At 69.8% G+C, this 23,233-nt stretch carries 22 protein-coding genes and 1 tRNA gene; 14 read left to right on the forward strand and 9 right to left on the reverse strand.

What is annotated here, in order from left to right:
- Window positions 1–170 precede the first annotated feature (170 nt).
- From E1295_RS26165 to E1295_RS26195, 7 genes are all read left to right on the forward strand, one after another.
- Window positions 171–365, forward strand: coding sequence for a hypothetical protein (locus tag E1295_RS26165; RefSeq protein WP_132633653.1), 195 nt, complete (start codon window positions 171–173; stop codon window positions 363–365).
- 184 nt (window positions 366–549) lie between these two features.
- A complete protein-coding gene (locus E1295_RS26170; protein ID WP_132633655.1) occupies window positions 550–1,896 on the forward strand; it encodes a protein kinase family protein in 1,347 nt (448 codons plus the stop codon).
- An 86-nt stretch (window positions 1,897–1,982) separates the two neighbouring features.
- A complete protein-coding gene (locus E1295_RS26175) occupies window positions 1,983–3,179 on the forward strand; it encodes a DUF2510 domain-containing protein (RefSeq protein ID WP_132633657.1) in 1,197 nt (398 codons plus the stop codon).
- Window positions 3,180–3,247: 68 nt separating this feature from the next.
- The gene (gene orn, locus E1295_RS26180) at window positions 3,248–3,841 is read left to right on the forward strand and encodes an oligoribonuclease (protein ID WP_132633659.1); all 594 of its coding nucleotides are present in this window, start codon (window positions 3,248–3,250) and stop codon (window positions 3,839–3,841) included.
- Window positions 3,842–3,908: 67 nt separating this feature from the next.
- A tRNA-His gene (locus E1295_RS26185) sits at window positions 3,909–3,981 on the forward strand.
- Between the two features lie 159 nt (window positions 3,982–4,140).
- On the forward strand, window positions 4,141–4,365 hold the full coding sequence (locus E1295_RS26190) for a helix-turn-helix domain-containing protein (protein WP_132335839.1): 225 nt from the start codon (window positions 4,141–4,143) through the stop codon (window positions 4,363–4,365).
- Window positions 4,366–4,560: 195 nt separating this feature from the next.
- A complete protein-coding gene (locus E1295_RS26195; protein WP_132633661.1) occupies window positions 4,561–5,781 on the forward strand; it encodes an NAD(P)/FAD-dependent oxidoreductase in 1,221 nt (406 codons plus the stop codon).
- Between the two features lie 6 nt (window positions 5,782–5,787).
- Here E1295_RS26195 and lat read toward each other — a convergent pair whose 3' ends face one another.
- The 4 genes from lat to E1295_RS26215 form a co-directional block, all read right to left on the reverse strand.
- Complete coding sequence (lat, locus tag E1295_RS26200) at window positions 5,788–7,056, reverse strand: L-lysine 6-transaminase (RefSeq protein ID WP_132633663.1); 1,269 nt, start codon at window positions 7,054–7,056, stop codon at window positions 5,788–5,790.
- A 59-nt stretch (window positions 7,057–7,115) separates the two neighbouring features.
- Complete coding sequence (locus E1295_RS26205; RefSeq protein ID WP_132633665.1) at window positions 7,116–7,658, reverse strand: HdeD family acid-resistance protein; 543 nt, start codon at window positions 7,656–7,658, stop codon at window positions 7,116–7,118.
- Window positions 7,659–7,730: 72 nt separating this feature from the next.
- A complete protein-coding gene (trhA, locus tag E1295_RS26210) occupies window positions 7,731–8,378 on the reverse strand; it encodes a PAQR family membrane homeostasis protein TrhA (RefSeq protein ID WP_132633667.1) in 648 nt (215 codons plus the stop codon).
- 70 nt (window positions 8,379–8,448) lie between these two features.
- Window positions 8,449–9,984 (reverse strand): penicillin-binding transpeptidase domain-containing protein, encoded by a 1,536-nt coding sequence (locus E1295_RS26215; protein WP_132633669.1) that lies wholly within the window; start codon window positions 9,982–9,984, stop codon window positions 8,449–8,451.
- Between the two features lie 24 nt (window positions 9,985–10,008).
- On the opposite strand from E1295_RS26215, the gene E1295_RS26220 reads away from it, so the two are divergent.
- The 4 genes from E1295_RS26220 to E1295_RS26235 all read left to right on the forward strand — a co-directional run bounded on the left by E1295_RS26220 (window position 10,009) and on the right by E1295_RS26235 (window position 12,783).
- The gene (locus E1295_RS26220) at window positions 10,009–10,854 is read left to right on the forward strand and encodes a spermidine synthase (protein WP_246080364.1); all 846 of its coding nucleotides are present in this window, start codon (window positions 10,009–10,011) and stop codon (window positions 10,852–10,854) included.
- A 102-nt stretch (window positions 10,855–10,956) separates the two neighbouring features.
- Window positions 10,957–11,907 (forward strand): SPFH domain-containing protein, encoded by a 951-nt coding sequence (locus tag E1295_RS26225; RefSeq protein WP_132633671.1) that lies wholly within the window; start codon window positions 10,957–10,959, stop codon window positions 11,905–11,907.
- A 5-nt stretch (window positions 11,908–11,912) separates the two neighbouring features.
- Window positions 11,913–12,167 (forward strand): type II toxin-antitoxin system antitoxin, encoded by a 255-nt coding sequence (locus E1295_RS26230; protein ID WP_425465368.1) that lies wholly within the window; start codon window positions 11,913–11,915, stop codon window positions 12,165–12,167.
- On the forward strand, window positions 12,136–12,783 hold the full coding sequence (locus E1295_RS26235) for a GPP34 family phosphoprotein (protein ID WP_132633675.1): 648 nt from the start codon (window positions 12,136–12,138) through the stop codon (window positions 12,781–12,783). The genes E1295_RS26230 and E1295_RS26235 overlap by 32 nt, the downstream gene beginning before the upstream one ends.
- Window positions 12,784–12,838: 55 nt before the next feature.
- On the opposite strand, the gene E1295_RS26240 is transcribed toward E1295_RS26235, so the two are convergent.
- From E1295_RS26240 to E1295_RS26260, 5 genes are all read right to left on the reverse strand, one after another.
- Window positions 12,839–14,143 (reverse strand): ADP-ribosylglycohydrolase family protein, encoded by a 1,305-nt coding sequence (locus tag E1295_RS26240; RefSeq protein WP_132633677.1) that lies wholly within the window; start codon window positions 14,141–14,143, stop codon window positions 12,839–12,841.
- Window positions 14,144–14,180: 37 nt separating this feature from the next.
- A complete protein-coding gene (locus E1295_RS26245; protein WP_132633679.1) occupies window positions 14,181–15,032 on the reverse strand; it encodes a carbohydrate ABC transporter permease in 852 nt (283 codons plus the stop codon).
- Window positions 15,029–15,883: a carbohydrate ABC transporter permease gene (locus tag E1295_RS26250; protein ID WP_132633681.1), complete on the reverse strand. Its 855-nt coding sequence runs from the start codon at window positions 15,881–15,883 to the stop codon at window positions 15,029–15,031. The genes E1295_RS26245 and E1295_RS26250 overlap by 4 nt, the downstream gene beginning before the upstream one ends.
- A gap of 149 nt (window positions 15,884–16,032) precedes the next feature.
- Window positions 16,033–17,298: an ABC transporter substrate-binding protein gene (locus tag E1295_RS26255; RefSeq protein ID WP_132633683.1), complete on the reverse strand. Its 1,266-nt coding sequence runs from the start codon at window positions 17,296–17,298 to the stop codon at window positions 16,033–16,035.
- Window positions 17,299–17,404: 106 nt separating this feature from the next.
- Complete coding sequence (locus E1295_RS26260; RefSeq protein ID WP_166427419.1) at window positions 17,405–18,517, reverse strand: ROK family transcriptional regulator; 1,113 nt, start codon at window positions 18,515–18,517, stop codon at window positions 17,405–17,407.
- A gap of 118 nt (window positions 18,518–18,635) precedes the next feature.
- Here E1295_RS26260 and E1295_RS26265 point away from each other — a divergent pair, with 118 nt between their 5' ends.
- The 3 genes from E1295_RS26265 (at window position 18,636) to E1295_RS26275 (ending at window position 23,216) form a co-directional block, all read left to right on the forward strand.
- Window positions 18,636–20,819: an alpha-galactosidase gene (locus E1295_RS26265; RefSeq protein ID WP_132633687.1), complete on the forward strand. Its 2,184-nt coding sequence runs from the start codon at window positions 18,636–18,638 to the stop codon at window positions 20,817–20,819.
- 6 nt (window positions 20,820–20,825) lie between these two features.
- Window positions 20,826–21,869 (forward strand): zinc-dependent alcohol dehydrogenase, encoded by a 1,044-nt coding sequence (locus E1295_RS26270; protein WP_132633689.1) that lies wholly within the window; start codon window positions 20,826–20,828, stop codon window positions 21,867–21,869.
- 336 nt (window positions 21,870–22,205) lie between these two features.
- The gene (locus tag E1295_RS26275) at window positions 22,206–23,216 is read left to right on the forward strand and encodes a Gfo/Idh/MocA family protein (RefSeq protein ID WP_132633691.1); all 1,011 of its coding nucleotides are present in this window, start codon (window positions 22,206–22,208) and stop codon (window positions 23,214–23,216) included.
- The last annotated feature ends 17 nt before the right edge of the window (window positions 23,217–23,233 follow it).

Genomic DNA, 23,233 nt, shown 5'->3' on the forward strand with positions numbered 1-23,233 from the left:
GACCCACCCCGACCCGGGTCAGGACTCCCCGGCAGAGCCGGAAGCCGACCCCGACGCCGACGCCGACCCCGGAGCGGCCGCGGTTGTCCGGCGACGTCCACGTGCCCGACGGTGACCGGCCGCCGTCGACGTCGTCCGCTCCCACTCCGACGTCCGCGCCCACTTTCACCATGCCGACGAACCGGCCGACCGAGCCCACGCAGCCGCCCACCTCCGACGGGGCGGGCGGCGAGCAGTCGCCGGGGCCCGGGACACCGCCGCGAAGCGAGCCGGGCACCGACCGGCCCACCGCCGACGAGCCCACCGACGAGCCCACCGACCGGCCCACCGGCCAGCCCACCGACGAGCAGCCCACCCGCGAGTAGCCCGCCGGCGAGCAGCCCGGCAGTGCGCGGCCCAGGCCGGACGCCGCGGGTCAGTCGCAGGCCGTGTTGTTCGCCGCCGGGCTCGTGACGACGGGCACGCTTCCGGTCACACTTGCGGTGAAGCGCCGCAAGGCGAGGCGCCACAGAGGCAAGCAGCGCTAGACACGCCGGAGGGCGACGGGCGATGGACAACCCCGCGAACGGCCCGGGTCACGGGATCGCCGGCTTCCGGCTCACCCAGCACACCTGGATGACCGAGCTCGGCAACTGGATCGACGCCATCTCCCCGGACGGCCGCAGGGCCGGGGCGCTGCTGTTCGACCCTGAGATCATCGTCCTGCCGGGCGTCCGCGACCGCGTGGTCGAGTCGGTGATGACGGACCGGCACCTCGTGCTCGCCGGAGTGAGCGGGCTGATCCCGGTGGCCGACGTCGTGGCCACCGGCGACCAGGTGTGGCTGCTCACCGCGCAGGCGGTCAGCCCGACCGTGGCCGACCTGCTCGCCGCGGGGCCGGTCCCCGCCGACGGCGCGGCGGCCGTACTCGTGGAGACCGCGCAGACGCTGCTCGCGCTGCACGCGGCCGGGGTGACGCACGGCTCCGTGCATCCGCGCACGGTGGTGATCACGGCGGAGGGCGCCGCGCTGCTGTCGGAGCGCGGCCTGTCCGACGCCGTGCGCGGCCAGGTTTCGCCGCCCGAGCGGGACACGACCGGCTGGGCGTCCCTGGCGCGCGCGCTGGCCGGCTCCTGCGAGCAGAGCACACCGCCGGCGGCCGCGTTGTTCACCCGCGCCGCCGCCGCGGCCACCGCCCTCGGCCTGTCCGCCGCCAGGGACACGCTGCTCGACGGGCGCACGGCGCTGCCGGGCGGCACGATCAGCAGGGACGCGCTGGCCAGGGCGGCCCGTGGCAGGTCGGCGTTCGCCCAGCCGCCCGCCTACGCGCAGGCGCCGGCCGTGCCGCAGGACGAGGGCGACATCGTGACGCTGCTGCACGTTCCTGGCCGTCCCCCTGAGGCTGTGCACTTCGGGCCTGGAGTCGGTACGGAGCCGCAGCGCCCGCAGACCACGGCCCAGCGGATCTGGCGGGACGGGCGCGGCGAACCCGCGCGGGCGGACAAGGACTCCCGGGCACGGCGGCGGCGTACGATCCTGTCCACCGCGGTGTTCGCGGCCGTCATGGCGGGGGCGATCCTGGCCTGGTACAACCTGGGCTCGGGTCCCGGCCTGGCGGTCGTGTCGGTCGGCGTCACGGCGCCGAAGAAGACCCAGGGCTGCGACAGCTCAGTCCTGATCACCGGCAGGGTGGTCACCAACGGGGCGCCCGGGGTGATCGCCTACGAATGGCGTAAGAGCCTGGACGACGAGGTCATCGAGGGGACGCTGCGCACCGAGGCCGATCGCACGTCGTACACGCTGCCGCTGCGCTGGAAACTGCAGGGCAGGAGCACGGTCAAGGCCACGGCGACGCTGCGCGTGCTCACGCCGGGCCCCGTGCGTACGGACAAGGCGAGCTTCACCTACCGGTGCTGAGCGCGGTGCCCGATCCTTCCCCACGTACGGCCGCCTCCCGCATCGGGAAGCCCGGCTTCCCGCGAGAGAGGACTAATCTGACGAACATGACCACGCAGACCCCCGCGGGCTGGTACCCCGACCCTTATGGAGAGCCCCGGCTCCGCTGGTGGGACGGCAGCCAGTGGACCGACGCCACCCACGCGCAGGAGCCACCTGCCGGCGCCTCCCAGCAGCCGGTCGCCGGGCCCCAGCCGGACCGTCCCGGTTTCGAGCCGCACGGTTCCGGACCCCAGTCGTCCTCGGGACCGCAACCGTCCTCCGGGCCGCAGCCGTACGGTTCAGGACCGCGATCATCCGCTTCGGGGGCGCCGCCGCCCGACTCCGGCCCGCAGTCGCCTTCGAGCTCCGAGTGGCCGGTGACACCGGCCAACCCCACGCTGCAGTACGGGCAGCCGACCTACGGCCAGTCGGCCTACGGCCAGCCCGCGCCGTCCACGCACCAGTGGGACGGTGTCCCGCTGCCGGGGCCCGGCTACGGCCCGCCGCCCAAGCGGGGCAACCCGATGCCGTGGGTGTTCGGCGGACTGGCGGCGTTCGTGGTGGTGGCGCTGATCGTCGTCGCCGGTGTCGTCTTCGTCGGCGACAACGACACCGAGCCTCTGGCGGGCCCGTCGCCGACGGACACGTTCCAGCCGCAGCCGCCCAGCAACGAGCCTCCCTCCAATCAGCCGCCGCCCAGCCAGGGCCCGGCCGAGCTGCCGCAGCCGGTGAGCGGCCGCGTCACCGACCCGCAGTCCGGGGTCTCCTTCGAGGTGCCCGACGACTGGACGGTGCCCGAGGCCAACTCCGTCAACGGCCCCGACCCCACCCAGCAGAAGTGGTCGAGCGGGGTGCAGAAGACCTCGCACGAGAACTATGAGGGCGACGGCGACTGGATCGGCAACGTGTTCGCGGGCGTGCTGAACCCGATCTACCCCTACGCCGGCACCTCCGGCCTGGGCGACACGGCCAAGGCCGTCTTCATGACGTTCGGCAGGTACTATCAGCTCCCGCACGAGAGCAAGATCGTCGAGGACGAGGCGACGAAGATCGGCGACCGTGACGCGTGGATCCTGCGCTTCGAGCTCGACTTCAGCAAGATCTCGGAGGAGAAGGACTACAAGTGGAAGAAGGAGAACGGCGCTATCGTGCTCATGGACCGCGGCCAGGGCCAGCGGCCGGCCATCGTCTACGTCTCCGTTCCCGACAATCTGGGCACCGATGTGGTGAGTGAGGTCGTCGGCTCGCTCAAACCCGCGTGACCTGTGGCACTAGTCTGGTGGGGTGACAAGCGGGCGGATCGCTCCGAGCCGCTGTGCGAGGAGATCGAATGAGTGACGTGCTGGTCTGGATCGACTGCGAGATGACCGGGCTCGACCTCGGGCGCGACGCGCTCGTCGAGGTGGCGTGTGTCATCACCGACAGCGAGCTCCGGCAGCTTGACGAAGGTGTCGACGTGGTCATCAAGCCGCCGGCCGAGTCGCTGGAGCAGATGTCGCAGGTCGTGCGCGAGATGCACACCGCCTCGGGGCTGCTGCCCGAGCTGCCGGGCGGGGTGACGCTGGCAGAGGCCGAGTCGCTGGTGCTCGACTACATCCGCCGTCACGTGCCCGAGCCGAAGAAGGCGCCGCTGTGCGGCAACTCGATCGGCACCGACCGCACGTTCATCGCGCGCGACATGCCCGGGGTCGACGCCTTTCTGCACTATCGGATGATCGACGTTTCGTCGATCAAGGAACTGGTGCGCCGCTGGTATCCACGGGTCTACTTCGCCGCCCCCGAAAAGCAGGGCGGACACCGTGCTCTGGCGGACATCACGGAGAGCATCAGGGAGCTGCGTTACTATCGCGCGGCGATCTTCGTGGCCCAGCCCGGGCCCGACTCCGCCACCGCCAGATCGCTCGCCGAGCGTGTCGGCGACTAAACGAGTGGCGTAAAGACTCCCGAACGACGCTACACTTTTCCTGTGCCTCCACACAGCGGTGGCCATGGTGGGTGTAGCTCAGTTGGCAGAGCGCCAGGTTGTGGTCCTGGATGTCGAGGGTTCAAGTCCCTTCACTCACCCTTCGCCCAACGGCCGGTCCTCCGGGACCGGCCGTTGGCGTTTTCTCCCAACAACGCCCCCAAATCCTGACAATGCGAGTTATGCTCGCTGTCTACCGCTAACGCCGGAAGCACGGGGGCCCTCGGCGATCTGACCGTCTGCGCGCCCCCGGAGGCCGGATGAGAGTCGACGACGCAGCGTTCGATAGCGTGTTCATGTCCCTGAGCAAACGCGAAGCCGAGGTCATGGACCTGATCGCCACTGGCCAGTCCAACGGCCAGATCGCGCAGCGCCTGTTCCTCAGCGAGAAAACGGTGAAGAACCACGTCAACCGCATCTACGCCAAGCTCGGCGTGAGCTCACGGGTCACCGCCATCGGGTTGTGGCAGTCACGCCAGAAATAGCCGCCCGCCCGGGAACGCCCACCGGATCGGGTTCACCGGTGGGCGGTCCCCTCACGCCGCCTGAACGGGCCGGACCGTGGCGGGGACCGCCCGGCGCGACCTGGGCGGAGCACCCGGGTTCTCCCGCGATGGTTTAAAAGCCGCTGTCAGTGCCATAGGCATGCATGACGCCGTTCGCGGGGGAAAGGACCTGACATGGCACGAAGACCACGAGTCATCGTCGTAGGAGCCGGCTTCGCCGGCCTGAACGCGACCCGGGAACTGGCCAAGGGCGGCGCCCTGGTGACGCTCGTCGACCGCAACCCCTACTCGACCTTCCAGCCGCTGCTCTACCAGGTGGCCACGGCGGGGATGGGCACGGCCGACGTCTCCTACCCGATCAGGACCTTCGCGGCCAGGTGGCCGAACGTGCGGGCCCGCCGGGCGGCGGTGAGCAAGGTGCTGCCCGCGGAGCGGCGGGTGGAGTTCGAGGACGGCAGCGGCCTCGACTACGACTACCTCGTGCTCGCCACGGGCGTCACCACCAACTGGCTGAACGTGCCGGGCGCGCCGGAGAACGCCCTGCCTATCTACTCGCTCGGCGACGCGGCGGCGCTGCGCCGGCGGCTCCAGCACTACCTTGAGGACACCGCGGCGGGCCGGCGGAAGAGCACGCACGTCGTGGTGGTGGGCGCGGGCGCGACCGGCGTCGAGATGGCGGGCACGCTGGCCGAGCTGCGCCGGCACACGACGCCGCTGACGCACCCCGAGGTCCGCCCCGAACAGACCAGCGTGACGCTCGTCGAGCGGTTCGACTTCGTGTTGTCGCCGTACAAGCCGCGGCTGCGGGACGCGGCGGCCGAGGCGCTGCGCAGACGCGGGGTGCACCTGCGGCTGGGGGCGACCGTGGCGTCCGTCGAACCGGACGCGGTGGTGCTGGAGGACGGCACCCGGCTGCCGAGCGACGTGACCGTGTGGGCGCTCGGCGTGGCCGCGCCCAAGCAGGTGTCCGACTGGGGCCTGCCGCAGGGCAAGGGAGGCCGGGTGACGCTGACGGAGGCGCTGAACGTACGCGACCATCCTGAGATCTTCGTGGCCGGCGACCTGTCGGGACAGCCGGACCCGCTGCCCCAGCTCGCCCAGCCCGCGATCCAGATGGGCAAGCACGTGGGCCGGCAGATCCTGGCCGCCGCGCACGGCAGGCCGCTGCGGCGCTTCTCCTACCGCGACCCGGGCATCATGGCCACCGTCGGCAAGGCCGAGGCGGTGTTGCAGCTCCCCAACGGGATGACCATGCGCGGGTTGCCCGCCTGGCTGGTGTGGATCTTCGTGCACGTGGCGTACCTGCTGGGCGGGCGCAACCGGGTCAACGTGCTGATCAACTTCTTCTGGCGCTACTTCGGACCGCGCCGCACCGCCACCAGCGTCACGCAGTGACGCCGCTCAGAGCGCCTCGGACAGGGCCGCCATGCCGTGGTCGATGTCGCTCTCCAGGATGTTCAGCGCCGGCCGCAGGCGTACGGACCGGGGGCCGCACGGCAGCACCAGCACCCCCTGGTCCTCCCTGAGCCGGGCCACCAGGGCGTCGCGGGCGGCCCTGTCGGGCAGGTCGAACGCGCACATGAGGCCCCGGCCGCGGACGTTCGCCACCGACTCGGGACGCTCGGCCTCCAGCTTGGTGAGGCGTTCGAGCAGCACGGTGCCGAGGGTCGCGGCGCGCTGGATCAGGCCATCGCGCTCGATGATCTCGAGGATGCCCCTGCTGCGCACCATGTCCACCAGGCCGCCGCCCCACGTGGAGTTGATGCGGCCGCTCACCTGGAACACGTTGTCCGGCACCAGGTCCACCCTGCGACCGGCCATGATCCCGCCGACCTGCACCTTCTTGGCGAACGCCACCACGTCGGGCTCCAGCCCGAGCTGCTGGTAGGCCCACGGCGTCCCGGTCGTCCCGCCGCCGGTCTGCACCTCGTCGAGGACGAACAGGGCGTCGTACTCGTGGCACAGGTGCTGCATGGCCTGGAGGAACTCCGGCCGCATGTGGTTGTCGCCGCCCTCGCCCTGGATGGGTTCGGCGATGAAGCAGGCGATGTCGTGGGGGTGGCGTTCGAACGCCTCCCTGGCCTGCGCGAGGGCGCGCTGCTCGGCCGCCTCGACGTCGCCGAAGTGGATCGCGGGCACGTCGATGCGCGGCCAGTCGTACATGGGGAACCGGTCGGTCTTGCCCGGCTCGGTGTTGGTGAGGCTGAGGGTGTAGCCGCTGCGGCCGTGGAAGGCCTTCGTCAGGTGCAGGACCTTGGTGCCGAGGTCGCGTGAGCGGCCCGCGGCCTCGTTGCGGCGGCTCTTCCAGTCGAAGGCGGTCTTGAGCGCGTTCTCGACGGCGAGGGCGCCGCCCTCGACGAAGAACAGGTGCGGGAGCGCGGGGTCGCCGAGCACGCGGGTGAAGGTGTCGACGAAGTCGGCGAGGTGCTCGGTGTAGATGTCGGGGTTGGCCGGCTTGTTGCGGGCGACCTGGCCGAGAAGCTGGGTGAAGTCGGCGTCGAAGGGTGGGTTCACGCCGAGGGGGGCCGAGGCGAAGAAGGTGTAGAAGTCGAGGTAGCGGCGGCCGTCGCGGGCGTCGACGAGCCAGGAGCCACGGCTGAGCTCCAGGTCGAGCACCAGGCGGTAGCCGTCGACGAGCAGGTGGTGGGCAAGGCGGGTGTGCACGTCCATGGCGCCTCCACATAGGGTCGTACGTTCCTTTTCGCGGAACGCCTTCTCATATGCAAAATTTACGGCACACTAGGGCGAGAAGTGAAGTTCTTCACGCGGAGCGCCAGGGCGATCTCGACGATGCCGTACAGGATGGCGAAGACGCCAAGAAGCCAGACCAGGCTGAGCAGGCCCGCTCCCGGCCAGATGAGCAGCAGGACACCGAAGATCACCGACAGGGCGCCGCCGACGATGAGCATCCACTCGTTGTCGATGTCCTTGCGCAGCTGGACGCCGGCGACGATCTCGGCGACGCCGGAGAAGATGGCCCAGAAGGCCACGACGTAGAGCAGGGCGAAGGAGGTGATCCCGGGCCAGGCGAACGCGAGAACCCCGGCGATGATCGCGATGATGCCGGAGGCGATGAGCCACACCCGCGAACTGGCGCCGTGGCGGATGCTGGACAACAGGGCGAACACCCCGTTCACCAGGGCGTACGCGGCGAAAAAGATCACCAGCACGAGCAGCGTGATGCCTGGCCAGATGAGCGCGAGGAAGCCGAAGACGATGGCGGCGAGGCCGCGCACCAGCAGCATCCACCATGAACTTGCGATATCCCCCATGCTGGTCTGTTTTCCGTGAACCACCCGAAAACAGACCAGCACCGGGTCAAATATCAGTGACCTGGAGACGATTCACCCGTGCGAGTAGACCACGATCGAGACCGCGATGTACTGCACCAGGTAGGCCGCGATGGTGAAGGCGTGGAAGACCTCGTGGAAGCCGAACCAGCGGGGCGCGGGATCGGGCCGGCGCAGGCCGTAGACGATCGCTCCCGCCGAGTAGAACACGCCCCCGACGGCCACCAGCACGACGGCGGCGACACCCGCGCCCTGCAGCAACTGGGGCATCACGAAGACGGCGGTCCAGCCCAGCGCCAGGTAGAGGACCGTGTAGAGCCAGCGCGGGGCGTTCATCCAGAACACCCGGAACAACACGCCGGCCAGCGCGCCGCCCCAGATGACGGAGAGCACCGCGATCCTGGCCGCTCCGTCCAGCGCCAGCAGGGCGAAGGGCGTGTAGGTGCCGGCGATGATCAGATAGATGTTGGCATGGTCGAACCTGCGCAGGAACTCCGCCAGGCGGGGCCCCAGGGTGCTGCGGTGATAGGTGGCCGAGATGCCGAACAACAGGGCCGAGGTGATCGCGTAGATCGCGGAGGCCAGACGTGCCTGCAGGGTCGGGCCGAGCGCCACGAGCACGAACCCCGCGACCAGCGTGACGGGCAGTGCTCCAGTGTGCAACCAGCCCCGCAGCCGTGGCTTGACGGTGAGGGTCGTCATGCAACCTACGGTAGCGTAGGTTACGGTTCCGTCCCATGTGACGGACCTCTCATCGCGGGGCTCACCGGGGTCACAAGCCGCGCAGGAAACGCGCCGCGATGGGCACGGCCGCCCGGCGCCCCGATCCCCCGTGCCGCACGAACACGCAGAAGGCGAGGTCGTCGCGGTAGCCGATGAACCACCCGTGCGAGCCCTCGCCGTCCTGCGCCTCGGCCGTGCCCGTCTTGCCCGCGACGCCCTCGGGCAGCCCTGCGTCGCCTGCCGTGCCGTGGTCGACCACGGCGGCCATCATGTCGCGCAGCGCGCTCACGACCGCCTGGTCCATGGGCACGTCCTCGTGCGGCGGGCCGTCGATACGGCGCACCTGCTCCTTCGTCAGCAACCTGGGTGAGCGCCAGACGCCGCTCTGCACGGCGGCGGCCACCGCGGCCATGCACAGCGGAGTGGCGACCACCTCCCCCTGGCCGATCGCGTCCGCGCCCAGCATGTCGAGGTCGTCGGTGCCGGGCATGGTGCCGCAGGTCCCGCCGACGCCGGTCGCGATGCTCCGGCCGAACCCCCACGCGTCGGCGGTCTCACGCAGCGTTTCGGCGTCGATCCTCGTGGTGGCCTGCTCCACGAAGGTCGTGTTGCAGGAGTGGGCGAACGCGTCGGTGAAGCTGACGACGCCGCGGTCCACCTGCCCGTCGTTGCGGAAGACGCGATGGAACGGGATGGTGTACGTGCCGGGGCACCCGACCTGGGCCGACGGGTCGAGCCCCGACGCGAGCAGCGCGGCGGCGGTGATCGTCTTGAAGATCGAGCCCGGCGGGAAGACGTCGCGTACGGCGCTGTAGTTCGCGCCGAGGCGGTCGGCCAGCGCCAGGATCTCGCCGGTGCTCGGCCGGATGACGATCACGGCCGAGTCGTCCACCCCGTCCAGAGCCCGCGCGGCCGCCGCCTGGACCGCGCGCGACAGGGTGGTGCGCACGACGCTCGCCTCGGGTGCGCGGGTCAGCACCCGCGTGGCGGGCCGGCCCGGCACCTTCGACACCAGCTCCCAGCCGTGGCCGGCGGACTCGAACTCGGTCGCGAGGGGATCGAGGTACGCCTCCGCGTAGCTGTCGTTGGGGATCGGGTGGCCCTCCCTGGTGACCGGCTCGGTCGCCGGCGCCTCGATCTCGCGCAGCTCCAGCGTGCCTCCGTCCTTGAGCAGCGGGTGCAGCGTCTCGGGGGACCACAACACCTTCCAGGCCCGCTCGCGTACGCCGAGCCGTAACATGCCGGCCCACGGCCACGGCCCGAGCTCGGCGAGCTGCCGCTCCCCCGAGAAGGGCACTTCGGCGCCCCCGTCGCCCGTGTTCCTCATCCGGCCGGGAGCGAGCCGGACGGACTCGACGTGCAGCTGCTCCGTCAGCGCGCGGTGCCGCTGGGAGAAGTCGGAGGGCGGCCGGTGCACCAGGCGGGCCATGCCGGAGACGTCGCCCTCGCGCCACGCCGCGAAGTACGCCGCCGCCGTCTCGGAGGCGCTCCCCCGCACGCGGTTCGACACCACCACGGCGAACGCGCCCGCGCCCAGTATCGCGACGAAAGCGATAAAGAGCACCATCAGTCTTCGACGTCGCATACGGTTCTCCCAGGAGGGATCAGCGTGGCACGTGGACAGCGGGAACCGATGCCCGGCCTTTACCCGGTGACGTTCGGCGAGGTCGAACTCCTCCGGGATCTGGACAGGCAGGACGGCTGGGTGCTGTCCAAGGATGGCGTACCTCAGTCGTACGTCGATCTACAAGACCCGACATTTCTGGAATTCGAGTATGTCCGGCTCATGGCGGACGTGATCGACCTCGTGGAGGAAGGGCCGCTGAGCTGCCTGCACGTGGGCGGCGGCGCCTGCACGATCCCCCGTTACGTCGCCGCCACCCGCCCCGGCTCCCGCCACATCGTGATCGAACCCGACGGCCTGCTGGTCAACCTCGTACGCGAGCAGCTGAACCTCCGCTCCGTCCCCAAGCTCAAGGTCATCGTGGACGGAGGCCGCGAGGGCACCGCCAAGATCTGGGACGCTTCGGCCGACCTGGTGGTGCTCGACGCCTTCACCGGGGCGACGATGCCCGTCGAACTGGCCACGGCCGAGTACATGGGCGACCTCGCGCGCGTCCTGCGCCCGTCGGGCACCCTGCTGATCAACCTGGCCGACGGCAAGGGGCTGGCCTTCGCCCGGCGCCTGCTCGCGACCGTGACGGGCACCTTCGGCCACGTGGCCCTGTTGGCCGAGCCGGGGGTCATGCGCGGTCGCCGCTTCGGCAACCTCATCGTGGCCGCCTCCCGCACCGGCCTCCCCATCGACCTGCTGAGCCGCAGGGCGGCGGGGGGCCTGACCCAGGCGCGATGCGTGCACGGCGAGGCCCTGGGCAACTTCATCGCCGGAGCCGCCCCCATCAACGACGGCGACCCCGTCCTGGCGCCCGTCCCCCCGCCCGCCGTCTTCGGCTGACCCACCGCCTCCGGAGGTTGCACCGGCATTCCCTCTCCCCCTTTTGCCGAAAAAGTGATATCACTTAGATAGCAACGTGAAATCGGCGAGAAGGAGACGGCCATGAGCGAGACATCAAGCGGGGTCGCGGTGGAAGGAGCGGTCGTCGACATGCCGGCGCCGCGGACGCACGAGCGCCCGGTGCGGGCGGCCGGCGGGTTCATGATGCTCGGCGTGGCCACGCTGGTCACGCTCGCCGGCGCCGCGCTGCTCGTCGTCGCGATCGCCATGCTGGCCTCAGGGGCCGGGCAGAGCGGCGTGTGGCTGCTCGCGCTGTCCGTCCTGGTGCTGCTCGGCGGCATCGTGCTGTTCTTCGGGCTGACCGCGGTGGCGCCCGGCGAGGCCAGGGTCGTGCAGCTGCTCGGCCGCTACGTCGGCACCCTGCGCACGCCCGGCCTGCAGTGGGTCAACCCGATCACCCTGCGGCGGCGGGTGTCCACCAGGATCCGCAACCACGAGACGGACGTGACAAAGGTCAACGACGCCGACGGCAGCCCCATCCAGATCGCGACCGTGGTGGTGTGGCAGGTGGAGGACACGGCGCAGGCGGTGTTCGAGGTGGACGACTTCGTGGAGTTCGTCGCCATCCAGACGGAGACGGCGGTGCGCCACATCGCGGGCGCCTACCCCTACGACTCGCACGGTGAGCCGCGGCTGTCCCTGCGCGACAACGCCGAGGAGATCAACGAGAAGTTGTCCGCGGAGATTGCGATCCGGGTGGCCGCGGCCGGGGTGAAGGTCATCGAGTCCCGCATCATCCACCTGGCCTACGCGCCCGAGATCGCCCACGCGATGCTGCGGCGCCAGCAGGCCGGCGCGGTGGTCGCGGCCCGTCAGCGGATCGTCGAAGGCGCGGTCGGCATGGTGGAGACGGCGCTGGCCCAGCTCGCCGAGCACGACGTGGTCGACCTGGACGAGGAGCGCAAGGCCGCCATGGTCAGCAACCTGCTCGTGGTGCTGGTCGGCGATCGGGACACACAGCCGATCGTGAACGCCGGAACGCTCTACCAGTAATCGTCGTGGAACGGAAGAAGATCCTCCTGCGGCTCGACCCCGTGGTCCACGACGCGCTGGCCAGGTGGGCCTCCGACGAACTGCGCAGCACCAACTCGCAGATCGAGTTCCTGCTGCGCAGGGCTCTGTCGGAGGCCGGGCGCCTGCCTGACGGCGTGGGCCGGATGCGGCCCCGCGGACGCCCGAGGAAGGCCAGGGAGGACGACCAGGAGGGCAAGGAACAGGCGGATGAAGACGGAGATAGCGGTGAAGCGGGATGAGTCCCTGCCCCAAGCGGCGTTCCTGCTCGCCTTCGACCTGCGCAGGGAACGGCTGGCCAACCGTAGCGAGCTGCGCTACCTGCTGCGCGCGGCGGCGCTGGCCGAGCTGCTGGTGGCCGGCAACCTGACGGACGACGCGGGCAAGGCGCGGGCGGTCGTCGCGCCCGTCGATCCCGGCCCGCTGCAGGCGGCGGTCTGGGAGCAGATCTCGAGCTCCCCGCCCCGGTCGTGGCGGCACTGGATCGGCAAGGACCGCGCGAACGCCTTCCGGCTCGTACGCGACGAGCTGGTGGCCGCCCGGCTCATCCGGGTGGAGCGGCGGCGGGTGCTGCTGTTCCCCGTCGAGCGGATCACACTGCGCCGGCCGTACCTGTCGCGCAGGCTCGCCGAGCGGGTCAGCAGGGCCGCGACCGGCGGCCGGTCCGTGAACCGCCTCGATCAGGACGTACGGATCCTCGCGGCCCTCGCGGCGGCGGCCAAGCTGAAGATGATGCCGCCGGAGCGGGAGCAGCGCCGCCACGGCAGGCAACGGATCGAGCAACTCGCGGAGCCGGTCGAACCGGTGGCCACCGCCCTGCGCCAAAACGTGTACGACGCCCGCGGCGGCGAAGGCTGAGCGCGGAGCCCGTCCTCATCGCTCGCTCGCCCGCGGGCTCCGGGCGATCCGGCTCTCACGGTGGCGCGAAGGTGCCCGCGAGCCGCGTGGTCCGGGCGGCCAACTCGGCGACAGTGATGCGGTCGAAGTCGCGTACGGCGCTCCGGACATGCACATGCGTGGTCCCGACCAGCTCCGGCGGGATGCCGTCCCGCCCGTGCAGGGCACCATAGACGCTGCCGACCGTCGCGGCATTGGAGTCGGTGTCACGGCCGCCCGAGATGGTGAGGCCGACCGCGTCCATGAAGTGCCCGCCCCACAGCAGGCCGATCGAGATGAGCGCCGCGTTGTTGACCGTGTGCACCCACGGGTAGTCGCCCAGCGCCTCGTCCACCCAGTCGAGCGCCTCCACTCGCCCGGCACCCCGCTCGCGCAGCGACAGCACATGGGCGAGGGCGGAACGGAGTCTGGACCGAGGCGGCACCACAGACAGTGCGTGGCGAAGAGCCTGCTGGACGCTGTCGGCGGCGAGCGCCGCGGCGACGAGCGCGGCCGCCCACATCTCGCCGTACTTGCCGTTGGCCGTGTGGCTCAGCCGGGCGTCCACGAGCGCCAGGCGAGCCGCGCCCGCGGGATCGCCCGGCGACACGTAGCCGAAGGCATCGCCTCGGATGAGCGCCCCGATCCACTCCCGGTACGGGTTGTCGATGGTCGCGGTGGCGGGCGGGCGCAGACCACCGATCAGGTTGCGGTACGCCGCCCGCTCGGCGGTGTAGGTCTGCGTGAACGGCACCCTGTCCAGCCACGTGGCCGCGATCTGCTCGGTGGTGAAGCCGACTCCGTGAGTCTCCAGGACGTGCAGGGCCAGAATCGTCCAGTCGATGTCGTCGTCGCGGGGCACGTCGGCGAAGCGACCGGCCGCCGCGACCTGCGCGGATGGATGCAACGCGCCGACTCCTTCGGGCAACGGGTCCAGCAGGGGGAGGTACCCGGTCTGCGGCGACTGCCCCGCGGCGCGCAGGTAGGCCGCGATCTCGGCGCGGGTCAGGCCTTCCACCGGCTTGCCGAGCGTGTTGCCCACCACGCGTCCCAGCCAGGCGCCTCGGATCCGCTCCGGCAGGAGCTCCCGTGCGGCTTCGACCGGCGAGACCGTGGCGGCGTGCTCCAGCAGCACGCGGTCGTCCTCCGGCTCCTCGAAGTCCCAGCCGGGATCCCGTTCGAGCTCCGCCAACCGCGTCCGTACCTCGGCCAGCCCGGCGAGGTCGCCCTCGGCCGCCGCTTCGCGGGCAGCGGCCCGCAGGCCACCGACCTGGTATCCGCTGAGGGCAAGCTGCTCGGCCTCGTCGGGCACGAGGTCGCGCGGGTCGAGTACGTCGTGCACGTTGCGTCCTAACTCGAAGGAATGAGGAGAGGCCGGGTCAGCCCTTGATGGCCCCGGACAGGAAGCCCTGGGTGACCTGCTTCTGCATCGCCACGAAGAGCACCACGACGGGCAGGATGGTGATCAACGTGCCCGCCGCCAGCGGCCCGATGTCGATGGAGCGGCCCCCGAGGAAGAGGTACAGGCCCGTCGTCAGCGGCCGGTACTCACCGCTGGGGATGTAGAGCAGCGGCACCAGGAAGTTGTTCCAGTTCTGCAGGAAAGTGAACACGGCGAGTGCGCCGATCCCCGAACTGACCAGGGGGAGAATCACCTTCAGGAAGATCTGCCACTCGGAGGCACCGTCCATGCGGGCGGCCTGGTCCAACTCGACGGGGAGGTCGGAGAAGAACGCGCGCATGAAGAACGTGCCGAAGGACAGGCCCGTGCTGGCCAGCACCAGGTTGACCCCGAGCAGGCTGTCCAGCAGTCCCATGCTGCGGAGCTGGAAGTACAGCGGGATCATGTAGGTGAAGAACGGCACGAGCAGGCCCAGGACCACCAGGTAGAACAGGAGGCTTCGCCCTGGGAACGGCAGTCGCGCGAACGCGTACCCGGCCATCGTCGAGAGCACCACGACGAGGAGCGTGCTCGGCACCGACAGCAGGAAGCTGTTGACCACGTAGCTGCCGAAGTCCCCGACCGTCCAGGCCTTCTCGACGTTCTCGGTGGAGAACGACGAGAACAGGCCGAAGGGGTTCACCTTCACGTCGTTGCCGGTCTTCAGCGCCGTGGAGACCGTCAGCACCAGGGGGAAGAGCATCAGCGCGGACAGGCCGAGCAGGACAAGGTGCTTGCCGGTCAGCAGGAGGCGACCGCGCGTGCTGGATCCAGCGCTTCGGTGGCTCATGCGCCCATTCCTTGCAGTGAGAGCTTGCGTTGCAGCCGGTTCATCCAGACGGCGAACGGGATGGATATCACCGTGATGACCAGCGCGAGCGTGGTGCCGTAGGAGATCCGGTTGAGCTGGAACGCGCTGCTGTAGGCGTAGGTCCCGAGCACCTCCGTGGCACCGGCCGGGCCGCCGCCGGTCATGACGAAGATGATGTCGAAGACGCTGAAACCACCCAGAAGCGTGATGGTGGTGACCATGAGGAACACCGGCATGATCTGCGGAAGAATGATGTGGCGCAGCCGCTGGAAGCCGTTTGCCCCGTCAAGGCGGGCGGCGTCGACGAGGTCGATGTCGACGTTCCGCAGCGCCGACAGGAAGATGATGAAGACGAAGCCGACGGTGGCCCAGATCGCGGTGCCGAGTACGGCGTACAGCGCGGTGTCCGGGTCGCCGAGCCACCCCTTGGCGAGTGAGCCCAGCCCCACCGTCTCGAGGACGCGGTTGAGCCAGCCTCGCGAGGGTTCGTAGATCCAGCCCCAGACGACACCGACGGCCACCTGTGGCAGCACGAACGGCAGGAAGAACGCGATCCGGTAGAGCACGCTCGCTCGCCGGACGTTCCATACCAGCACGGCGAGGCCCAGCCCGAACACGATGGGAGAGGACGTGCCGATGACGATCCAGATGACGTTGTTCTTGAACGCGGCCCATACGTCCGGGTCCTGCGCCAGTTCGGTGAAGTTGGTCAACCCGATCCATGGCGGGGTGGGGTCGAAACCGTTGAAGTCGACGAAGACGTAGTAGATCGCACTCGCCATGGGCAGCAGCAGGAAGACTGCCACCATGGCGACCAGCGGAGCCACCATGAAGACACCCAGCCGCGCCTGAGCCCTGCGGGTGACGCGGGGAGTGTCCGCCTTGATGGTTCGCCAGCGCAGGCGGCGACGGGCCGGCGTCCCCCGTTCCGGCGTCGTGGTCGGTGCTGGAGCTGTCGCCTTGGTCGAAGCGCCTGTGGTCACTGCTCTGCCGCTGCCTTGAGACTCGCGGCGACTTCCTCAGCGCTCTGCTGACCGGTGAGGACCGCCTGCACGCCGTCGTACATCGCCTCGCTGAGAGTGTCGGAGACCATCACGTCGATGTTGTGGCCGAAGTCGCCGCCTGCGCCCACCTTGGCGGTGTCCTTCAGCACCTGGGTCAGCAGGGGCGAGACGTCGAGGTCGGCGGTGTCCATGGGCCTCGGGGGGATCGTGTGCAGGTTCTCGACCGTCCAGCGGCCGTGTTCCTCGGACTGGAGGAAGTTGAGGAACTTCTCCGCGGCTTCCTTGTTCGACGCGGTCGCCGAGATCCATGGCCCCGAGCCCAGGCCGCCGGTGAAGATCCCGGGGCCATCGGGCGCGGGGAAGGGGATGTACCCGACCTCGAATTTCGCCTGGTCGTCGATCTCGCCGACCAGCCAGCTGCCGGTCGGGATCATGGCGGCTTCACCGGAGAAGAACATCGCGGTCGAGGTGTCGTAGTCCACCGAGGTGGGCGACTTGGGAAGATAGCCCGCCTTATTGAAGTCCGCCCACAGTTGCAGCGCCGCTGTGACCTCCGGGGAGTCCCAGGACTTCTTACCGCTGAACAGCGCCTCCATCCCGTCGCCGCCGATCGCGCTGGAAAGGGCCATGCTGAGGAGGTGTCCGCCCTCCCACGCTTCCTTGTCGCCGACGGCCATCGGCACCTTGCCGGCCGCGCGGATCTTCTCCGCGGCCTTCTTGAGGTCGGCCAGGTTCCGCGGCTGGGCGAGCCCGAGGTCGGCGAAGATCTTCTTGTTGTAGAAGAGACCGATGGTTTCGAGCTCACCCGGGATCCCGTAGACCTTCCCGTCGTAGGTGACTCGCTCCTTGGCGAAGTCGAAGGTCTTCCAGCCGTACTTGTCGTAGGCGGCGGTCAGGTCCTGCACCAGGCCGGCCTTGACGAGCGCCCCGCCGAAGCTCGGACCTGAGCCCCAGCTGAACACGTCGGGTCCTTCGCCGGAACGGAGCTGGGTCTGCAGGACCGTGCGCATGTTGTCGAAGGGCAACGTGGTGACCTTCACGTCGATGCCCGACTTCTTTTCGAAGCCAGCGATGTCCTCCTTGAGAGCCTTCAGAGCTTCCGCGTCCTCCGGCTCCTCGATGAGGTATTTGAGCGACTTGGAGTCGTTGTTCTCGGAAGAGGGGGAAACCCCTCCGGTGCACGCGGCCGCCAGAAGGCACGCCGCGGCGGCGGCCAGAATCTTCAGGGGTGGGATGTGCATGCGTGAGCCTCTCGGTGAACGTGCCCTGTTATGTCACATGGGACGCGATCCGGGCCGACATAATTTCACCGCGAAATTATGAAGTCAAGAGGGGGTGTGTCCAACCTCAGGGAAAGCTCGCCTTGATCGCAACCACTGCCGCTCCCCGAGCCCACTCCAGGAAGTCCATCGGCCTGATCACCGGATCCAACACGCTGACCTGCTCGTCCGCGTATTCGACGCGGCCGGCGCGCAGACTGTCAGGGGCGATCTCGACAAGCCGCACACCTTCTCCGGAGAGGATGATGCGGTCGACTCCGGTCAGCGAGGTGATGGCCGCCGTCGCGCGGCCGACGGCGTGTGCCGCCTCGGCGACGACGCGCGCGGCCGCCGGGTCACCGGCCTCGGCGAGTTCGAGCACCTCGTCGTAGGTGGTGAGCCGCCCGTGCGCGAGGGAGACGGTGTTGGCCATCGCCCCCGAGGTCACGAAGGCCGTCATGCAGCCACGATGGCCGGCGGGACACAGCGGCCCATGCGGATCGACGGGCAGGTGGCCGATCGGGCTGACCAAGGTCGGGACGAGTTCGTGGTTGATCACGAGCCCGTACCCCACACCCGCGCCGACCGTCAGCAAGGCGAAGTCCGGATAGGTGCGCCCATAGCCGAACCACTGCTGCGCCATCGTTAGGCCCACCACGTCGTTGGCCAGGAACAACGGGGCATCGACCTGCTCGGCGAGCAACGTACGGAACGGCACCTCGTGCCAGTCCAGGAACGGCGAGTCAGCCACGGTCTCGCCCTTGTCCACGCGGCCGCCCACGGTCACGCCGACGCCCCGCACAGGCCGGCCGGCTCTGTCCTCCATCCGGGAGACGACGCCGGCGACGCAGGACACCACGTCCGGCACGTCCAGCGACGGCTCGGGCAACGTCTCGCTGGCCAGCACCTCGGCCCGGAGGTTCGTGAGCACCGCGTAGATCGACTCCCTGGTGAGCTTCACGCCGACGTACCGGTGGTCGTCAGCGACGACATCGAGGAGGACCGACGACCGCCCTCGGCCGGTCGTGCGCACGGACTCGGACTCCACCAGGACACCCGCATCGAGCAGCGGCCGCACCAGGCGGGTCAGCGTGGGCGCCGACAGACCGGTCTTCTTCGCGAGCTGGGCCCGGGACTGGGCGCCGTGCACGAGGACGTCGATGGCAATCGCTCTCGACGAGGCGGGCAGGTCGGGGCGCATTGGTTCTCCTGATCCGAGGGCTTGGCCGACCGCCCCGGAACAGGGGGTCGTCCACCGGCGATCCGTATGGCATGCTGTCCAGCTATAGTTTCGCTGTGAAATTATAACTGGAGCGCACATGAGTTTGTCGACGGCCGGGTCCGTCCGGGTTCACACGCTGACCGCCGCGGCCACGTGCCTCGTGGTCGACGTCAGCTCGGGCGTGCCACGAGTTCTGCACTGGGGGGCGCGGCTGGACGACGACCCCGCCCACGAACGTTTCCTCGCCACCCTGAGCGAGGCGCAGTTCGGAGCGGACGGACTGCCCGGACAACACCGGCACCCCGCCGTGCTGCCCGAGCAGTCGGCCGGCTGGACGGGCACCCCCGGCCTGGAGGGACATCGGAACGGGACCGCTTTCAGCACGCGGTTCCTCGCCACGGAGCACGAGCTGTCAGGCCGGCCGGACCAGGGCCAGGTGCTCGTGAGCCGGGCGGTCGACGAGGCCGTACAGCTCGCCCTCACGACGACCATCGAGCTCTCCGCCGAAGGAGTCGCGCGCCTGCGGGCGGCCTTGACCAACACCGCAGAGAGCGGGACCTTCACGGTCGATGCCATGCGCCTGGCGCTGCCGGTCCCCGCCGAGGCGCAGGAGATTCTCGACTTCACCGGGCGCCACCTGCGAGAGCGCTCCCCTCAGCGGCATCCCTTCCACGCCGGCACACACCTACGCGAGGGCCGCCGCGGTCGCACGGGCTCCGACGCGAGTTTCCTGCTCGTGGCGGGAACGACCGACTTCGGCTTCCGGCGTGGTGAGGTGTGGGCCGTTCACACCGCCTGGAGCGGCAACCACGTCACGTTCGCGGAGCTCGGCCTCAACGGGCTACGCCTTCTGGGCGGCGGCGAGGTCCTCCTTCCTGGAGAGATGACCCTCGAGCCTGGGGACACCTACACGACCCCCTGGCTGTACGCCGTCCACGGCAACGGGCTCGATGCGGTCTCCGCCGCCTTCCACCGGCATCTCCGGGCGCGGCCCGCCCACCCGGCCTCACCGAGGCCCGTCGTCCTGAACACCTGGGAAGCCGTCTACTTCGACCACGATGTGGACACCCTGATCGAGCTGGCGACGCTTGGCAGCAAGGTGGGGGCCGAACGTTTCGTCCTCGACGACGGCTGGTTCCTCGGCCGCCGTGACGACCGGAAGGGGCTCGGTGACTGGCAGGTCGATCCCGCCATCTGGCCGAAGGGCCTCCACCCCCTGGTCGAGGCCGTCCGCGGCCTGGGCATGCAGTTCGGGCTCTGGTTCGAGCCGGAGATGGTCAACGACGACTCGGAGCTCGCCCGCGCGCATCCCGAGTGGATTCTGGCGCCGGGCGATGGACGCCTCCCCCTCACGGGCCGCCACCAGCACGTGCTCAATCTCGCCATTCCCGAGGCCTTCGACCACGTGCTCGAGTCGATCAGCGCGCTCATCGCGGAGTACCGGATCGACTACATCAAATGGGACCACAACCGCGACCTGGTCGAAGCCGGCGACCGCCGTACCGGTGAGGCGAAGGTGCACGCACAGACCTCGGCGGCGTACGCCCTGATGGACGAGCTGCGCCGCCGGCACCCCGAGCTCGAGATCGAGTCGTGCTCCTCCGGCGGAGGCCGGGTCGACCTCGAGGTGCTCCAGCGCACCGACCGGGTATGGGCGAGCGACTGCATCGACCCGCTGGAACGGCAGAGGATCCAGCGGTGGACCGGCCTCGTGCTGCCGGCCGAGATGGTCGGCAGCCACGTCGGCGCCCCGACCGCCCACACGACCGACCGCACGCACTCCCTGGCCTTCAGGGCGGCCACGGCCCTGTTCGGCCACTTCGGCATCGAGTGGGACCTGCGCACCGCCTCTCCCGAGGAGCTGGCGGAGCTCGGCGAGTGGGTGGCGCTGTACAAGCAGGAGCGCGAGCTGCTGCACAGCGGCACCGCGGTGCACTGCGACTACCCCGACGACGCCTACTGGGCCCACGGCGTGGTGAGCCAGGACCGGACGCGAGCGCTCTTCACCTTCGTGGCGCTCGACACGTCCGCGGCCGCGCAGCCGGGCCGGATCAGACTGCCGGCCCTGGACCCTGACCTGTCCTACCGCGTCGAGCCTGTCTCCCTCTCGACCGGCGCCCTCGTGCGCACCCGCAGCGGTAAGCCCTCCTGGTGGCTCGACGGTCCCGTCATCTCCGGCAGGGCGCTGCAGGCCGTCGGGCTGCAGGGACCCATGCTGTACCCCGAGCAGGCGCTCGTCTTCCGCCTGGTCGCCGATCAACCCCCACAGAAGAGGAGCTGAAAGCCCGTGGGACACCTTGTACGTTTCTCCTCGCCAGGCACGGTCGACGTGGTCGAGGTCGAGGACCCGTCACCGGGTCCCGGGGAGGTCCTGCTGGAGACGGCGTACTCCGGGATCTCCGCCGGCACCGAGCTGACGGCCTACCGGGGCACGAACCCCTACCTGGCCAGTGAATGGGACCCGGCACGCAAGCTGTTCGTCCCGGGCAGCTCGACCATGTCCTACCCGATCGACGCCTGGGGTTACGAAGAGGTCGGCCGGGTGGCCGCGGTCGGATCCACGGGCGACGAGGACCTGGTCGGCCAGCTCGTCTGGGGATCGTGGGGGCACCGGTCGACGGTCGTGCGCCCGGTCGAGTACGCCAGGCAGAGGCTCCTGCCCGGTGTCGAGCCGATGATGGGCGTCTTCGGACGGATCGGCGCGATCGCCTTCAACGCGATCCTCGACGCCGACATCCACCTCGGCGAGTCGGTGGTCGTTTTCGGAGCCGGCGTACCCGGCCAGATCGTCGCCCAGCTGGCCCGCCTCAACGGCGCGCGGGTCACGGTCGTCGACCCGGTTCCGACGCGGCGCGCCCTCGCCGAGCGGCTCGGCGCCGACGAAACGCTGGACCCGGCCAGTGGCGACGTCGCCGCCGCGGTTCGCGCCGCCACCGACAACCGGGGAGCGGACGTCGTGATCGAGATGAGCGGCGCGTACCAGGCGCTCCAGGAAGCCGTCCGCACCGTCGGCTACAACTCCCGTGTGGTCGCCGGCGGGTTCTTCCAGGGGCCGGCGACGGCCCTGAAGCTGGGTGAGGAGTTCCACCACAACCGGGTCGCCATCATCTGCTCGCAGATCTCGGGGGTGGCGGCGCACCTTCAGCACCGCTGGAGCGACCTGCGCATGTCGCGCACGGTCCTGTCACTGGCGCATGACGGCAAGCTCGCCCTGGACGACCTCGTCACTCACGTCTTCCCCGCCAAGAGCGCATCGGACGCCTTCGACATGCTGGACGAAATGCCTCAGGACGCCCTTCAGGTCGTCCTCGACTACAGAGAGACCGCTTGACCTCCTCCCGGCCCTGAAGGACCGGGATTCCAGCCGTCGCCGACTGGCCTTCCTGCTTCACCGCCGGTCGCCCGCCCGGGAAAGGGAACTCCCGTTGAGGTCTTACACCAGCTCCACAGGCGTTTCACCTCTCCGCAAGCCCTGCGGCGAGGGTGCTTCTGATCGTTCGTCCGGTGGCTTGGTCATCACCACCGTCGAACACACTACCGAACCGTGCGATGTCGTGCGGCGTTCTGACGCCGGTTCGCCTGGCGGCGAATCGGCTACCCCTGTCCTGCTCCGCAGGGGTCCGATCCCTCCCCCGTTTGAAGGCGGGGGTTTCCTCGGAGGTATCCGATGACCGACGTACGACCTTCTCCCATGTCCCAGGGCGAGGTGGGCTGGGGCATCCTCGCAACCGGGGGCATCGCCAACGCCTTCACCCGCGACCTCGTCGCACACGGCCATCGCGTCGCCGCGGTCGGGTCGCGGTCGGCGGACAACGCGCGTGCCTTCGCCGGGAAGTGGGGCATCGAGCACGCCCACGGTTCCTACGACGAGCTCGTGGCCGACCCTGACGTCGACATCGTCTACGTGGCAACCCCCCACAACTTCCACGCCGCCAATGCGACGGCCGCCCTCGAGAACGGCAAACATGTGCTGGTCGAGAAGGCGTTCACCGTCAACGCCGCCGAGGCCCGCGCCGTGTTCCAGCTCGGTCGCAGCAAGGGGCTCCTCGTCATGGAGGCCATGTGGACACGCTTCCTCCCTCATATGGCGTACGTGAGGTCGGTGATCGAACGCGGCCTCGTGGGCGACGTCCGTTCGCTGCACGCGGACCACACGCAGCGGCTCCCGTCCGACCCCGCGCACCGGCTCAACAACCTCGACCTCGCCGGCGGCTGCCTGCTGGACGTCGGCGTCTACCCGGTGTCCTTCGCCCACGACATCCTCGGCGATCCCGCGGAGGTCACCGGACGCGGCACGCTGAGGGACACCGGCGTCGACGTCTGTGTGGCGACGGTGATGCGTCATCGCAACGATGCCGTCTCGACGACGTACTCCTCCATGGAGACCAGAGGCCCCAACACCGCCGTGGTGCTCGGGACCGAGGGCCGGATCGAGATCGACGAGGTCTGGTACTTCCCCGCGGCGGTCACCGTGAAGAACGTGGCGGGGCAGGAGCTGGAACGGTTCGACGAGCCGGTGACCGGCAGAGGCATGCAGTACCAGGCCGCGGAGGCTGAGCGGCTGATCGCCGAGGGCGAGATGGAGAGCCCGCTGATGACCCATGAGCAGTCGGTCGCGGTGATGACCACGATGGACGCCGTCCGCGAGGAGATCGGGGTGCGCTACCCCGGCGAATGAAGCCGGGGGCTGCTCGC

The organism is Nonomuraea mesophila (assembly GCF_004352805.1).
GTDB classification, from domain to species: domain Bacteria; phylum Actinomycetota; class Actinomycetes; order Streptosporangiales; family Streptosporangiaceae; genus Nonomuraea; species Nonomuraea longispora.